The 13186-nt window shown below is 71.8% G+C and carries 16 protein-coding genes and 1 riboswitch; of the genes, 6 read left to right on the forward strand and 10 right to left on the reverse strand.

All coding sequences use genetic code 11. The features are described 5' to 3' along the window. Positions 1-6: 6 nt before the first annotated feature. The 5 genes from FHS38_RS35580 to bioB form a co-directional block, all read right to left on the reverse strand. Positions 7-141, reverse strand: a complete 135-nt coding sequence (locus FHS38_RS35580; RefSeq protein WP_260420895.1) for a hypothetical protein — start codon at positions 139-141, stop codon at positions 7-9. Further along, positions 138-818, reverse strand: coding sequence for a class I SAM-dependent methyltransferase (locus FHS38_RS24710; RefSeq protein ID WP_184736947.1), 681 nt, complete (start codon positions 816-818; stop codon positions 138-140). Before FHS38_RS24710 ends, FHS38_RS35580 begins: the two co-directional genes overlap by 4 nt. Positions 819-980: 162 nt before the next feature. Then, complete coding sequence (gene bioD / locus FHS38_RS24715; RefSeq protein WP_184736949.1) at positions 981-1694, reverse strand: dethiobiotin synthase; 714 nt, start codon at positions 1692-1694, stop codon at positions 981-983. A 401-nt stretch (positions 1695-2095) separates the two neighbouring features. Then, a complete protein-coding gene (locus tag FHS38_RS24720) occupies positions 2096-3400 on the reverse strand; it encodes an adenosylmethionine--8-amino-7-oxononanoate transaminase (RefSeq protein WP_184736951.1) in 1305 nt (434 codons plus the stop codon). Then, the gene (bioB, locus tag FHS38_RS24725) at positions 3393-4613 is read right to left on the reverse strand and encodes a biotin synthase BioB (protein ID WP_184736953.1); all 1221 of its coding nucleotides are present in this window, start codon (positions 4611-4613) and stop codon (positions 3393-3395) included. Before bioB ends, FHS38_RS24720 begins: the two co-directional genes overlap by 8 nt. 148 nt (positions 4614-4761) lie before the next feature. Between bioB and FHS38_RS24730 the strand changes: the two genes are divergently transcribed. Then, positions 4762-5931, forward strand: coding sequence for an 8-amino-7-oxononanoate synthase (locus tag FHS38_RS24730; RefSeq protein WP_184736956.1), 1170 nt, complete (start codon positions 4762-4764; stop codon positions 5929-5931). A gap of 3 nt (positions 5932-5934) precedes the next feature. Here FHS38_RS24730 and FHS38_RS24735 read toward each other — a convergent pair whose 3' ends face one another. Continuing rightward, entirely contained in the window at positions 5935-6207 is a 273-nt protein-coding gene (locus tag FHS38_RS24735) for a DUF397 domain-containing protein (RefSeq protein ID WP_184736958.1), read from the reverse strand. A gap of 9 nt (positions 6208-6216) precedes the next feature. Continuing rightward, positions 6217-7095, reverse strand: coding sequence for a helix-turn-helix domain-containing protein (locus tag FHS38_RS24740; protein ID WP_184736959.1), 879 nt, complete (start codon positions 7093-7095; stop codon positions 6217-6219). A gap of 265 nt (positions 7096-7360) precedes the next feature. Here FHS38_RS24740 and FHS38_RS24745 point away from each other — a divergent pair, with 265 nt between their 5' ends. Further along, positions 7361-7789, forward strand: a complete 429-nt coding sequence (locus FHS38_RS24745; protein WP_184736961.1) for an ATP-binding protein — start codon at positions 7361-7363, stop codon at positions 7787-7789. 360 nt (positions 7790-8149) lie between these two features. Here the strand turns inward: FHS38_RS24745 and FHS38_RS24750 are convergent, their stop codons facing one another. The 3 genes from FHS38_RS24750 to FHS38_RS24760 form a co-directional block, all read right to left on the reverse strand. Further along, entirely contained in the window at positions 8150-8620 is a 471-nt protein-coding gene (locus FHS38_RS24750) for a C40 family peptidase (RefSeq protein WP_184736963.1), read from the reverse strand. Positions 8621-8624: 4 nt separating this feature from the next. Continuing rightward, positions 8625-8810, reverse strand: a riboswitch (cyclic di-AMP (ydaO/yuaA leader). A gap of 319 nt (positions 8811-9129) precedes the next feature. Next, complete coding sequence (locus FHS38_RS24755) at positions 9130-9438, reverse strand: hypothetical protein (RefSeq protein WP_184736965.1); 309 nt, start codon at positions 9436-9438, stop codon at positions 9130-9132. A 6-nt stretch (positions 9439-9444) separates the two neighbouring features. Then, positions 9445-10080: an ATP-dependent Clp protease proteolytic subunit gene (locus tag FHS38_RS24760; RefSeq protein WP_184736967.1), complete on the reverse strand. Its 636-nt coding sequence runs from the start codon at positions 10078-10080 to the stop codon at positions 9445-9447. Positions 10081-10345: 265 nt separating this feature from the next. Here FHS38_RS24760 and FHS38_RS24765 point away from each other — a divergent pair, with 265 nt between their 5' ends. The 4 genes from FHS38_RS24765 to FHS38_RS24780 all read left to right on the forward strand — a co-directional run bounded on the left by FHS38_RS24765 (position 10346) and on the right by FHS38_RS24780 (position 13186). After that, positions 10346-10645 (forward strand): type II toxin-antitoxin system Phd/YefM family antitoxin, encoded by a 300-nt coding sequence (locus tag FHS38_RS24765; RefSeq protein WP_184736969.1) that lies wholly within the window; start codon positions 10346-10348, stop codon positions 10643-10645. A 195-nt stretch (positions 10646-10840) separates the two neighbouring features. After that, on the forward strand, positions 10841-11143 hold the full coding sequence (locus FHS38_RS24770; RefSeq protein ID WP_184736971.1) for an urease subunit gamma: 303 nt from the start codon (positions 10841-10843) through the stop codon (positions 11141-11143). Positions 11144-11160: 17 nt separating this feature from the next. Then, a complete protein-coding gene (locus FHS38_RS24775; protein WP_184736981.1) occupies positions 11161-11472 on the forward strand; it encodes an urease subunit beta in 312 nt (103 codons plus the stop codon). Further along, positions 11465-13186 (forward strand): urease subunit alpha, encoded by a 1722-nt coding sequence (locus tag FHS38_RS24780; protein WP_184736983.1) that lies wholly within the window; start codon positions 11465-11467, stop codon positions 13184-13186. The genes FHS38_RS24775 and FHS38_RS24780 overlap by 8 nt, the downstream gene beginning before the upstream one ends.

Below are 13186 nucleotides of genomic sequence, written 5' to 3' on the forward strand. Positions count from 1 at the left end.
ATCCGGTCAGGTGCCGCGCGGCTCTCCGATCACCGGGGCGAAGTCGTCCGGGTGACGCTCCAGGACGGTGACGTACATGAAGCCGAACCGCTCGCGACGCTCCCGCACCCGCTCCGTGATCGGGGGTCCCGCGCCCGTCACCTCCCGTCGCTTTCGAGCGGGCGCCTGGCCACTCCCAGCACACATGGTGAAGCAGGCGACGGCACCCTGCCCGCCGGCACCCGCAGCCGACGGTACGGACCCAGTTCGAACCCCGCCGCCTCGATCTCCGCCAGCGGATCCCGCGCCGTGTGACAGCCGCCGAACAGCGCCGGCCAGACGGTCCGGTCCAGCGCCCGCTGCACGGTCGCCTGCCCCCGGCCCTGCGCCAGTCCGTGCTCGAAGAACCGCAGCTCACCGCCCGGCCGCAACACCCGGCGCAACTCCGCCAGAGCGCGCCGCACATCCCGCACGGAACACAGCACCAGCGACGCCACCGCCGCGTCGTACGCCTCGCTCTTCACCGGCAGCGCTTCCGCCACACCCGGCACCACGTCCACCGGCACCTCGGCGCGCACGGCGGCCTCCACCGCCAGCCGCCGGAGCAACCGCTCCGGCTCGATCGCCACCACCTCGGAGACCGTCCCCGGGTAATACGAGAAGTTCAGCCCGTTCCCCGCGCCGATCTCGATGACCCGACCCGACAGCCCGTCCAGCAACTCCCGCCGGTGCGCGGCCACTCCGGCCCGCCGGTCGGCCACCGGGCTCAGCTTCGCGTACGCCCGCGCGAACAACGGATGGTGTACGGCGTCGTGCGGCGTTCTGGTGTTCCGCGGCATGACACACCCCTTCCCGGGGATACGACGGCTACCGCGATTCTTCCCCGGTCGAACCCACCACCACCGTCGGCGCGCCGCCTCCTTGGAGTGGGGCGGGGGCGGGCGCCCGGGGCGGTCCGTGACCGGCGCCGCTCAGTGCGGCTCTGTGCTGCTTCGCGCTGCTCAGCGGTACTCGGCCGCGAAGCGCCCCGCGTCCCAGCTGCCGGACAGCTGCGGCGCCAGCCAGCCGGGGGCCGCGGCGCGGAAGGTGGCCGAGGGGAGGGCGCCCGCGCCCTCGGGGACGGCTCCCAGCAAGGGGGCTTCCGCCGACTCGGGGAAATCGTCGAGGTTGCAGCGGGTGGCGAGGTCGGGCACGGCCGGCCAGCTGCCGATGACCACGCCTTCGCAGCGCAGGCCGCGTGAGCGCAGGGCCTCGGCCGTGAGCGCGGCGATGTTGAGTGTGCCCAGGCCCGGCTGGGCGACGACGAGGACCGGCGCGTCCAGCAGCTGTGCCACGTCGGCGAGCGTCGAGCCCGCCTCGTCCAGCCGGACGAGCAGCCCGCCCGCGCCCTCGATCAGCACCAGATCATGGCTCTCGGCCAGGCGGGCCGCCGCCTGCTCGATCTCCTTCGGGCGCACGGGCGCGCGGCCGGCCCGGCGGGCGGCCGTCGCGGGCGCCAACGGCTCGGGGTACCGGGCGAGTTCGAGGCCCGTCACCGCCCCCGCCAGCCGCTGGACCTCCGCGATGTCCCCCGGCTCCTGTGCGGTGACGCCCGTCTGGGCGGGCTTGAGCACGGCCACGGAGCGGCCGGCGGCCATCGCCGCGGCCGCGACCGCCGCGGTCACGACGGTCTTGCCGACCTCGGTGTTGGTGCCGGTGACGACGAGTACGGACATGGGTTTCTGCCTCCGTTCGACGCGCGCGCGGCGCGGTGTGCCTGCCGGCGGCTCGGTGAGCCGGTCGGCCGTCTGCGCGGAGCCGGCGTCTCCCGGCGTCCGCCGCTGTTCTTCGTGCCGCCGTGTCCAGCGGCCGTGATGTGACGCCGCGCTGCCGGGACACCGTTCAGGGTGCCGTCCGGGGCGCGGTGCCCTATCCGGGGTATCGGGTCGAGCCGAGCCGAGCCGGGCGGCCGCGCGCGTGGTCGCTGCGCGAGGCGGCCCGGGCCGTGGCCCCGGGGACGTCCCCGCCCGTCGGGCGGGGACAGGCCGGGATGTCGACGTCGTCTCCGGCCATGCCCTGGCGATGTGTTCCGACGGGCCGGCCGGGGGCGGGAAACGTCCCGCCCCCGGCCCGCGGGTCACCCTGCCGCGGCGACGGCCCGTACGCCCGCGCAGATCCTGGCCACGTCCTCGTCGTCCGTGATGTACGGCGGCATCGTGTACACGAGATTGCGGAACGGCCGCAGCCATACCCCCGCCCCCACCGCGGCCCGGGTCGCCGCGGCCATGTCCACGTCGTGGTCCAGCTCGACCACGCCGATGGCGCCGAGCACGCGCACCTCCCGCACCGCCGGCAGCTCGGCGGCCCCGGCCAGGCCCTCGCGCAGCCCGGCCTCGATCCGCTTGACGTCCGTCCGCCAGTCCCGCGCGAGGAGCAGGTCGATCGAGGCGTTCGCGATCGCGGCGGCCAGGGGGTTGGCCATGAACGTCGGGCCGTGCGCGAGCACCGGCACCTCGCCCCGGGAGATCCCCTCCGCCACCCGCGAGGTGCACAGCGTCGCGGCCATCGTGAGGTACCCGCCGGTCAGCGCCTTCCCCAGGCACAGCACATCGGGGGAGACGCCGGCGTGCTCCGACGCGAACAGCGGGCCCGTACGGCCGAAACCCGTGGCGATCTCGTCGAAGATCAACAGCACGCCGTGCTCGTCGCACGCCTCCCGCAGCACCCGCAGATACGCGGGGGAGTGGAAGCGCATGCCGCCGGCGTTCTGCACCACGGGCTCGACGATCACCGCGGCCAGCTCGTCGGCGTGCCGCGCGACGATCTCCCGCAGGTGTGCGACGTACGCCGGATCGGGCTCGGCGTCGAACCCGGTGGGTGGCGCGTCCGCGAAGATCTGGCGCGGCAGCACACCGGACCACAACGCGTGCATGCCACCGTCCGGGTCGCACACCGACATCGGCTGCCAGGTGTCTCCGTGGTAGCCGCCGCGCCAGGTCAGCAGCCGCTGCTTGCCCGGCCTGCCGACCGAACGCCAGTACTGGAGGCACATCTTCACGGCCACCTCGACCGACACCGAACCGGAGTCGGCGAGGAAGACGTGTTGCAGGGGTTCCGGGGTGATCTCCACCAGGCGGGTGGCGAGCCGCACGGCGGGCTCGTGGGTGAGCCCGCCGAACATCACATGGCTCATCCGTCCCAGCTGCACCTGGGCTGCCTCGTTGAGCACCGGGTGGTTGTAGCCGTGGACCGCCGACCACCACGACGACATGCCGTCGATCAACTCGACCACGCCGTCGACCGGTTCGGCGAGCCGCAGCCGCACCCCCGACGCGGATTCGACGACCAGCGGATCGACCCGGCCGGGCATCGGACCGTACGGATGCCAGACGTGCTGCTTGTCGAGGGCGAGCAACTCGCCCGCGGTGAGCGGATCAGGCATTGGGAGCCAGGTCCGTGCCGGCGCCGCGACGGCGGACGGCGACCAGGTCCGGACGGGCCCCGCCGGCGTCCGCGCGGGTCTCGCCGGCCGGTGCCGGACTCTCCGCCTCCGGGGCGCCCGTGGTCTCGGCCGCCGCCCCGGTGTCTCCGTCCCCACAAGGACCGCAGCCGCCGCCCCCGTGCCCGCCGCAGCCGGACGCCACCGCGTCGGCCCGGTGCTCGGGCAGCGTCGTGGTGTCGGTGCCCTCCACCTCGAAGCCGGCGTCCGCGATCATGTCGAGGTCCGCCTTGCCCTCCTGGCCCTCACTGGTCAGATAGTCGCCGAGGAAGATCGAGTTGGCGAGGTGCAGCGCGAGCGGCTGCATCGACCGCAGGTGCACCTCGCGGCCGCCCGCCAGCCGTACCTCCACGTCCGGGCAGACGAACCGCACCATCGCCAGGATGCGCAGCGCGCGCTGCGGGGTGAGGTTCCACTCCTTGGCCAGCGGGGTCCCCTCGAAGGGGATGAGGAAGTTGACCGGCACCGAGTCCGGGTCCAGCTCGCGCAGCGCGAAGACCACGTCCACCAGGTCCGCGTCGCTCTCGCCCATGCCGGCGATCAGCCCGGAGCAGGCGGACATCCCCGCCGCCTGGGCCTGCTGCACGGTGTCGACGCGGTCGGCGAAGGTGTGCGTGGTGGTGATGTCGCCGTACGTCGCCTCGGAGGTGTTGAGGTTGTGGTTGTAGGCGTCGGCTCCGGCGGCGCGCAGCCGCTCGGCCTGTCCGTCGGTCAGCAGCCCGAGGCACGCGCACACCTCGACGTCCTCGTTCTGCTCCTTGATCGCCTCGATGGTCTTCGAGACCCGGTCGATGTCCCGGTCCGTCGGGCCGCGCCCGCTGGCGACCAGACAGACCCGCTTCGCACCGCCGGCGACGCCCGCGGCCGCCGCCTTCGAGGCGTCGTCCGGCTTGAGCCAGGTGTACTTGAGGATCTCGGCCTTGGAGCCCAGTCGCTGCGAGCAGTACGAGCAGTCCTCGGGGCAGAGCCCGGACTTGAGGTTGACGAGGTAGTTCAGCTTCACCCGCCGTCCGAACCACCGGCGGCGCACCTTGCCCGCCGCGGCCACCACATCGAGCAGGTCGTCATCGGTCGTCGCCAGTACGGCGAGCGCCTCTTCGCGGGTCGGCAGCTCCCGCCGCAACCCCTTGTCCACCAGCGTGTTCAGCAGGTCCATGGCGCCGATCCTCGCTTACGGCAGCACTCCCGGCCAAGGTAGAGATCGCACAACGGGTGCCGATTCATGTGTGTGTATTGCCACACCCTGCCCAGGCCCCTCGGCGGCTACGTTCTATGCAAACCCCACAGAACGCGAAGGACGGCCGATGCCCCAGGATCCGTTCGACTGGATCGACGCGGAGCACGAGCGGCGACTGGCCGCCGGGCTCGTACGGACCCTACGGCCGCGGTCGGCCGACTCGTCGCTCATCGATCTGGCCGGGAACGACTACCTGGGCCTCACCCGTCATCCCGAGGTCACCGCGGCCGCCGCCGACGCGGCCCGCCGCTGGGGCGCGGGGGCCACCGGCTCCCGGCTGGTCACCGGCACCACCGCCCTGCACGCGCGGCTGGAGGAGAGCCTCGCCGACTTCTGCGGCTTCGAGGCGGCGCTCGTCTTCTCCTCCGGGTACGCCGCGAACCTCGCCGCGGTCACCGCCCTGTGCGGTCCGTCGACGATGTCCGGTGTGTCCCCTTCAGTCCCCCTTGTCGTCTCCGACGCCGGTAATCACGCCTCGCTCATCGACGGCTGCCGGCTCGCACGTGCCGAGACGGCCGTCGTTCCGCACGCCGACCCGGAAGCGGTCCGCAAGACCCTGGAGGCGCACGAGGGCCGCGCCCTCGCCGTCACCGACTCCGTCTTCTCCGTGGACGGCGACGCCGCACCGCTGGCCGCGCTCGCCGAGGCGTGCCGGGAGCACGGCGCGGCGCTGCTGGTGGACGACGCGCACGGACTCGGCGTCCTCGGCGAAGGCGGCCGGGGCGCGGTGCACGCGGCGGGCCTGGCGGGGGACGCGGACGTCGTCGCCACGGTCACCCTGTCGAAGTCACTGGGCAGCCAGGGGGGCGCGGTGCTCGGCCCCGCCCGCGTCATCCGGCACCTCGTCAGTCACGCGCGCACGTTCATCTTCGACACCGGCCTGGCCCCGGCGGCGGTGGGCGGCGCGCTCGCGAGCCTCGAGGTGCTGCGCCGCGAGCCGGGGCGCGCTGCCCGGGTGCGGTACGTCGCCGGCGAGCTGCACCGGAGGGTGACGGCGGCGGGGCTGACGGCGGTACGGCCCGACGCGGCGGTGGTGTCCGTGCGGGCCCCCTCGCCGGAGGCCGCCGTGCGATGGGCGGCCGACTGCCGCACCGCCGGGCTCGCGGTCGGCTGTTTCCGCCCCCCGTCCGTGCCCGACGGAATCTCGCGGCTGCGGCTGACGGCGCGCGCGGACCTCACGGACCGGCAGATCGAGGAGGCGGCCGACACGGTCCTGCGGACCGCGCCGGCCGCCTGACGCTCAACTCCTGGTGGTGGTCCCGTCGGACCGGTCGGCCCCGCGGCGGCGGCCGAGGCCGCCGCCGCAGAGGTCTCCCACGAACGAGGACCACGCGGCGGGCGAGAACGACAGGACGGGGCCGGCCGTGCGCTTCGAGTCCCGCACGGCCAGCAGGTCCGGACCGAGCGGGGCCGTCTCGACGCAGTTGTTCATTCCGGTGCTGTAGCTGCTGCGCCGCCACTTCGCGGCCCGCAGAGCCGAAGGGGAAGGGGCATAGCGCGGCATTGCGGACATAGTGCCTCCTCACGTGCCGTCATGGAGCCCGGCGATGTAATCCAACGAGTTCTCGTGCGAGAGGGCGCGGGTCCGCAGAGTGGCGAAAGCGGAACCGTACGCCCGGAGGTCTTCTTTCCGCTCCAGATAGAGGCTACTCGTCAAGTGGTCGAGAACAACCACATCCAGATCGGCAATGCGCGGAAATGAGAAGATAACGAAAGGGCCGGTGATGCCGATATGGCTGCCGGCGGAGAACGGGAGCACATGCAGTCGCACATGCCGCATCTGTCCCGTGGTCACCAGATGCCGTAACTGCCCCGCCATCACCTCACGGCCGCCCACTTCGTGGCGCAGCACCGCCTCGTCCAGCACCGCGCACAACTCCAGCGGACGCTCGCCCCGCAGCACCGACTGGCGGGCCATCCGCACCCGCACCAACTCCTCGACCTGCTCCGGAGGCGGGTCGTTCAGCGCCGCGCGGGTCACCGCGCGCGCGTACTCCGGCGTCTGCAGCAGCCCCGGCACCACCGTGGTCTCCAGGGTGCGCAAGTGGGAGGCCTCGGACTCCAGGCTGATGAAGTCCAGATAGGCGGGTGGCAGCCGGTCGCGGTAGGCGTACCACCAGCCCCGCCGTGCCCCCGCGCCCTCGCCCGGATCCGCCGACCCCGCGCCGCACAGCGCCCCCAGCAGCGCGCGCAGTTCCGGGTCGGTCACCTTGTAGGCATCCAGCAACAGGGCGACGTCCGAGGGCTTCACGCCACTGCAGCCCGTCTCGATCCGGCTCACCTTCGACTGGTGCCAGCCCACCGCGCAGGCCGCCTCCCGGCTGGTCAGCGCGGCCAGTTCACGCTGGCGGCGCAGCTCCGCGCCGAGCTTGCGTCGACGCACCGCGGGTCCGTAGCGCATGGGTATTCCCTTTCGGCCAAGGTGAACACGTCCACATCCATACGTCAGTGTCAATAGACCAGTGCGCTGCCCAAATGTGGTTTCTCCCGGCAGAGTTCACCGCTTCGAGCGACAGATATATGCATTTTCCGGTGGATCGCTCACTCTCGGACGCCGACGGTGGCACTCTGTCACGAAGAGCCGTCCGAGACCGCTCCCGACTTCACCGCGTCAGTGCCCTGCGTCACGCGTCGGAGTCCGGCCTCGGTGGGAAAGGGACAGCGCCATGGCGGATCACCAGGAAGCAACCGTAACCCTGCCGAGCGCCCCCGCCTCGGTGTCCGACGCGCGCCGCTATGTCGCGCGTGTACTGGCGGAATGGGGGCTGGCGGACGGCACCGAGGACGCCGACACGGTTCGGCTGATCGTCTCCGAACTCGCCACCAACGCCGTGCAGCACACTCTCGGCCAGTCGCCCACGTTCACCGTGGACGTCCGGCTCGACCGGGAGGAGCAGCTGCGCATCGGCGTCACGGACAGTCACCCCCGCCATCCGAGAAGGCTGCCCGCCGCCGTCCAGCAGGACAACGGCCGCGGCATGGTCATCATTCGGTGTCTGACCGCCGAGCGGGGCGGCAGACTGTCGGTCACCCCGACGGCCGACGGCGGTAAGACGGTCTGGATCTGTCTGCCCTGGACCGTGCCCGTGCGATGACCGCCCGGCGCGCGGCTGTGGGCCGGGCGGTGGGCCCCGTGGCCGTCGAGGAGGCCGAGGGGTCCACCACCCGGCCCAGGGGCTCGCACCGTGATCGCACGGTGCTCGCGGACAAGGCGGGTTGAGCTGCTCGGGCAGGTCACCGGCGGGCAGGCGCGCCCTTGCCCGTTCCGGATCGATGCCGGTGAGGACGACCGTGTGCCCGGTTGGGGCCGGCGGCCCCGCGTCGCGAACGAGGGGCCGCGGCACCACAGTCGTGTCCGCCGTCGGCGGGTGGGAACACACCCGTTGCCGCGTCGGCGCACAGGGAGGCGAGGAAGGTGGCGGGGGCGGCCGTCGCGGCACGCCACCGCCGCACGCTCAGTTCACGCGGCCGTAACTGACGCTTCTGGTCCAGATCCGCTCGTGGCGGACGACCGCGCCGGTCTTGGGGGCGTGCAGGATCTTGCCGCTCCCGACGTAGATGCCCACGTGATAGACGCCGCCGGTGGAGTGGAAGAACACCAGGTCCCCGCGTTGGCGGGCGGAGCCGGGTACATGGCGGACGCGGTTGTACTGGGCGGCGGCGGTGCGGGGCAGCTTTTTGCCGACCCGCTTGTACGAGTACTGGGTCAGCCCCGAGCAGTCGAAGCTGTACGGTCCTGTCGCGCCCCACTGGTAGGGAGCGCCCTGCTTCGATTCCGCTATCTGCAGGGCGAGGGTGGAGAGGTTCGCGGCCTCGGCGTCGGGTGAACCGCCGGGTACCAGCACCGAGGCGCCGACGGCTGCGAGGGTGAGGGCCGAGGCGGCCTTGGCCCTGGAGAACTTCGTTGGTCGTTTGTGCGCGGCCATACGCAACCCTTCGTCTGCCGCCTATGAAGGATGACCTGTCGGGTTCGGGCAGGCGAAGATGCCCGGCCGCCGAGGCGGCTTCACCCCAAGGGACGACCAGTGGTGCCGGTCGTCCCGCCGTAATCGGGTCCTCCACTCCTGCCGATGCACTCGTGTCGACCAGTCATCCGGGCGGCGGCAGGATTCGGCGTCCGCCCGGACCGCCCCGCCGCGGTGGCGGGGTCTTGTCGTCGCCTGGATCTTGGCGCAGCCGCGGCACGGATTCCGAGAGGATCCGGTGATATGTGAGCCTGGTCACCTCTGGCGGGTTCGGGTGGACACCGGACGGTTTGACGACCACCGCTCAACCCTGTTGAGCCCTTCACCTGCGGCGAGTTGATCTCCGCGATCGCATCGTGCGCGCACGGCTCGGATCGATCACTGCGCGATGTCTACGCAGGGTCCGCTGTCTGCGGGAGATCGCGTTGAGGTGTCGCCCGGCCGGTCGTTCCGGCGCGCGTCCGGGCTCATCAACCCGGCGTGTTCGGCGGCATGGTGACCCGTGCGGCCCGCCGCTCCCCGTCCAGGACCAGCATCGCCCGCGCGAGTGTTCCGGTGTGCATCTCGCGTTCGCCACGCTCGTGCATGAGCGTCAGCGCGTCGCGCAGTCCCGCCGCCGCGACCGCGAGAGCCTGCGCCGCCCGTAGCCCGGCGTACGTGTCATGCGCGCGGGCCGGGTTGATCCGGCCCAGGAGATCCAGTACTTCCAGATACCGGTCCACCAACTCGCCCTCGGCGCGGGTCAGGGCGGGCAGGGGTGGCAGTTGGGGCGGCCACATCGCGGCTCACCTCGCGCCGAGCGGCGCGCCCGGGCCCTTGCGGCTCGAGGTGAGCCGGTCGACCAGTCCGTAGGCCACCGCTGCCTCGGCGTCGAAGACCGTGTCCCGATCGATGTCCCGGTCGACCTGCTCCGCGCTCTGCCCCGTGTGCCGCACCAGCATCTGCGCCAGCGTGTCGCGCCTGCGCGACATCTCCCGCGCCTGGATCTCCAGATCGGAGGGCTGCCCCTGGACCGGCTCGTCGAGGGACGGCTGCTGGACGAGGACACGCGCGTTCGGCAGCGCCAGCCGTTTGCCCGGGGTGCCGGCGGTGAGCAGTACGGCGGCGGACGAGGCGGCCTGGCCCAGGCAGATCGTCTCCACGTCGCAGCCGATGTAGCGCATCGTGTCGTAGACGGCGCACATGGCGGAGAAGGAGCCGCCTGGGGAGTTGATGTAGAGCGAGATGTCCTGCTCGGGCGCCGCGTGTTCGAGGTACATGAACTGCGCGATCACATCGCTGGCACAGGTGTCGTCGATCTGCGTGCCCAGAAAGACGATGCGCTCGGACAGCAGCTTGGAGTACGGGTCCATCGTGCGGGCGCCGGTGCTCGTGCGCTCGGTGAACTCGGGCAGGACGTAGCGGGCTGTGGGTCGGTGCATGACGGCACTCCTCGTCCGTAAAAAATGTACAGGACGTACAGATCGTTAGGATGGTGAGCATGGCCCAACGGGGCCCGGCGCGGCAACGGATCCGACGCGGTTTCGCTCTGGGCGTGAGCGCCCAGGCGCCGGGCGGCGGGCCCGTGATCGGTCCACGCGGCGTGCGGACTCTGCGGGCGAGTGTGAGGAGGAGGCCCCTGACCTGGCGTTTCTCTGCTTTTCAGGGATCCCGCGGACATCGCGGCAGACAATTAAGCTGGTGGGCATGGCCTACGAAATTCCTGTGACGCAAGCCCGCGCCGAGCTGGCGGAGCTGATCAACCGCGTTGTCTACGGCGGCGAGCGGGTGGTCGTCACGCGCCATGGGAAGCCGCTGGTCGCCCTGGTGTCCGCCGCTGACCTGCAACGACTCGAAGAGAGCGAGGCCGGGGCGGAGGCCGGGGCCGAGGAGCAGGTGATCAGCACGGTCTCCGCCGTGCACACCATGCCGTCCGTGCCCGAGGACCGGGGCCGGTTCGGCCTCGCCGCCGAGTACCGGAGGCCGGACGTGCCGCCGCGGCACTGAGGGCCGGCGGCCCACCACCGGTGACCTCTGGCCATGGCTTTGCAAAGAGTCAGTTAACGCGTTGGAAAAGCTTGCGCCCTAATCTGCAATCCCAGGCCGTCGGGGGAAGAACCCCAGGTCAACAGTGTGTAGAACTCAGGTGTGCCTCCGCCGCGTTCAGCAGCGAGGTCCTGGTTCGTCAGTGAGGTGGGACGCATGCAACTTTCCCCGCATGAACAGGAACGCCTGCTCATCCATGTGGCCGCCGACGTGGCCGAGCGGCGGAGGGCGCGCGGGCTGCTCCTCAACCACCCCGAAGCGGTCGCGCTGATCACCGCGCACGTCCTCGAAGGCGCCAGGGACGGCCGTACCGTGGCCGAGCTGATGTCCTCCGGACGCAAGGTGCTCACCCGCGACGAGGTCATGAGCGGCATCCCCGAGATGATCCACGACGTCCAGGTCGAAGCCACCTTCCCGGACGGCACGAAGCTCGTCACCGTCCACGAGCCCATCGGATGACCGGGGGAGACGCGCGGATGATTCCCGGAGAGATCCTGCACGCCGCCGAGCCCGTACGCCTCAATCAGGGCTCCCCCCTCACCCGCCTCACCGTTCTCAACGCCGCCGACCGGCCCGTGCAGGTGGGCTCGCACTACCACTTCGCCGAGGCCAACCCGGGCCTGGACTTCGACCGGGCGGCCGCCCACGGCAAGCGCCTCGACATCGCCGCCGGCACCGCCGTGCGCTTCGAGCCGGGCATCCCCGTCGAGGTCGGCCTCGTCCCCATCGGCGGCAAGCGCGTCGTCGAGGGGCTGCGCGGCGAGTGCGGAGGGCCCCTCGATGTCTGAACTCAGCCGCGTCGCCTACGCCGATCTCTTCGGCCCGACCACCGGTGACCGGATCCGCCTCGCCGACACCGACCTCCTCGTCGAGATCGAGGAGGACCGCTCCGGCGGGCCGGGCCACGCCGGCGACGAGGCGGTCTTCGGCGGTGGCAAGGTCATCCGCGAGTCCATGGGCCAGTCCCGCGTCACCCGCGCCGAGGGCGCCCCCGACACCGTCATCACCGGTGCGGTCGTCCTCGACCACTGGGGCGTCGTCAAGGCCGACGTCGGTCTGCGCGACGGTCGGATCACCGGTATCGGCAAGGCCGGCAACCCCGACACCATGGACGGCGTCCACCCCGACCTCGTCATCGGCCCCGAGACCGAGATCATCGCGGGCAACGGCAAGATCCTCACCGCCGGCGGCATCGACGCCCACGTCCACTTCATCTGCCCGCAGTCCGTGGACGCGGCCCTCGCCTCCGGCGTCACCACGCTCCTCGGCGGCGGGACGGGCCCGGCCGAGGGCAGCAAGGCCACCACCATCACCCCCGGCTCCTGGCACCTCGCCCGGATGTTCGAGGCGATGGAGGGGTACCCGGTCAACATCGGTCTGCTCGGCAAGGGCAACACCGTCAGCTACGACTCCATGCGCGCCCAACTGCGCGCGGGAGCTGTCGGCTTCAAGATCCACGAGGACTGGGGCGCGACCCCCGCCGTCATCGACGCCTGTCTGAGGGTCTGCGAGGAGAGCGGCGCCCAACTCGCCATCCACACCGACACGCTCAACGAGGCGGGCTTCGTCGGCGACACCCTCGCCGCCATCGCCGGGCGCTCCATCCACGCCTACCACACCGAGGGTGCGGGCGGCGGCCACGCACCCGACATCATCACCGTCGTCTCCGAGCCCAACGTCCTGCCCAGCTCCACCAACCCCACCCGCCCGCACACCGTCAACACTGTCGAGGAGCACCTCGACATGCTGATGGTCTGCCACCACCTCAACCCGGCCGTCCCCGAGGACCTCGCCTTCGCCGAGTCCCGCATCCGGCCCAGCACCATCGCCGCCGAGGACTTCCTGCACGACCTGGGCGCGATCTCGATCATTTCCTCCGACTCCCAGGCCATGGGACGCATCGGCGAGGTCGTGCTGCGCACCTGGCAGACCGCCCACGTCATGAAGAAGCGGCGCGGCGCCCTCCCCGGCGACGGCCCGGCCGACAACGCGCGGGCCCGCCGCTACGTCGCCAAATACACCATCAACCCGGCCGTGGCCCAGGGCCTCGACCACGAGATCGGCTCCGTCGAGACCGGGAAGCTCGCCGACCTGGTGCTGTGGGACCCGGCGTTCTTCGGCGTCAAACCACACCTGGTCATCAAGGGCGGTCAGATCGCCTACGCGCAGATGGGCGACGCCAACGCCTCCATCCCCACCCCGCAGCCGGTCCTGCCACGCCCCATGTTCGGCGCGACGGGCCGCGCCCCCGCCGCCAACTCCCTGAACTTCGTCACCCAGTGGGCCCTCGACGACGGTCTCCCCGAACGGCTGGACCTCGGCAAGAGGTTCGTTCCGATCCGGGACACCCGCGGCGTCGGCAAGGCCGACATGCGCAACAACGACGCCCGCCCGCACGTCGAAGTCGACCCCGACACCTTCACCGTCACCATCGACGGTGACCCCGTCGACCCGCGGCCCGCGGCGGAACTGCCGATGGCCCAGCGGTACTTCCTCTTCTGA

It is taken from the genome of Streptomyces netropsis (genome assembly GCF_014203545.1).
In the GTDB taxonomy this organism is placed as follows: domain Bacteria; phylum Actinomycetota; class Actinomycetes; order Streptomycetales; family Streptomycetaceae; genus Streptomyces; species Streptomyces netropsis.

Coding starts and splice junctions, on each gene's coding strand:
- FHS38_RS24710 (WP_184736947.1), bottom strand. CDS start 818: ATGCCGCGGAACACCAGAACGCCGCACGACGCCGTACACCATCCGTTG.
- bioD (WP_184736949.1), bottom strand. CDS start 1,694: ATGTCCGTACTCGTCGTCACCGGCACCAACACCGAGGTCGGCAAGACC.
- FHS38_RS24720 (WP_184736951.1), bottom strand. CDS start 3,400: ATGCCTGATCCGCTCACCGCGGGCGAGTTGCTCGCCCTCGACAAGCAG.
- bioB (WP_184736953.1), bottom strand. CDS start 4,613: ATGGACCTGCTGAACACGCTGGTGGACAAGGGGTTGCGGCGGGAGCTG.
- FHS38_RS24730 (WP_184736956.1), top strand. CDS start 4,762: ATGCCCCAGGATCCGTTCGACTGGATCGACGCGGAGCACGAGCGGCGA.
- FHS38_RS24735 (WP_184736958.1), bottom strand. CDS start 6,207: ATGTCCGCAATGCCGCGCTATGCCCCTTCCCCTTCGGCTCTGCGGGCC.
- FHS38_RS24740 (WP_184736959.1), bottom strand. CDS start 7,095: ATGCGCTACGGACCCGCGGTGCGTCGACGCAAGCTCGGCGCGGAGCTG.
- FHS38_RS24745 (WP_184736961.1), top strand. CDS start 7,361: ATGGCGGATCACCAGGAAGCAACCGTAACCCTGCCGAGCGCCCCCGCC.
- FHS38_RS24750 (WP_184736963.1), bottom strand. CDS start 8,620: ATGGCCGCGCACAAACGACCAACGAAGTTCTCCAGGGCCAAGGCCGCC.
- FHS38_RS24755 (WP_184736965.1), bottom strand. CDS start 9,438: ATGTGGCCGCCCCAACTGCCACCCCTGCCCGCCCTGACCCGCGCCGAG.
- FHS38_RS24760 (WP_184736967.1), bottom strand. CDS start 10,080: ATGCACCGACCCACAGCCCGCTACGTCCTGCCCGAGTTCACCGAGCGC.
- FHS38_RS24765 (WP_184736969.1), top strand. CDS start 10,346: ATGGCCTACGAAATTCCTGTGACGCAAGCCCGCGCCGAGCTGGCGGAG.
- FHS38_RS24770 (WP_184736971.1), top strand. CDS start 10,841: ATGCAACTTTCCCCGCATGAACAGGAACGCCTGCTCATCCATGTGGCC.
- FHS38_RS24775 (WP_184736981.1), top strand. CDS start 11,161: ATGATTCCCGGAGAGATCCTGCACGCCGCCGAGCCCGTACGCCTCAAT.
- FHS38_RS24780 (WP_184736983.1), top strand. CDS start 11,465: ATGTCTGAACTCAGCCGCGTCGCCTACGCCGATCTCTTCGGCCCGACC.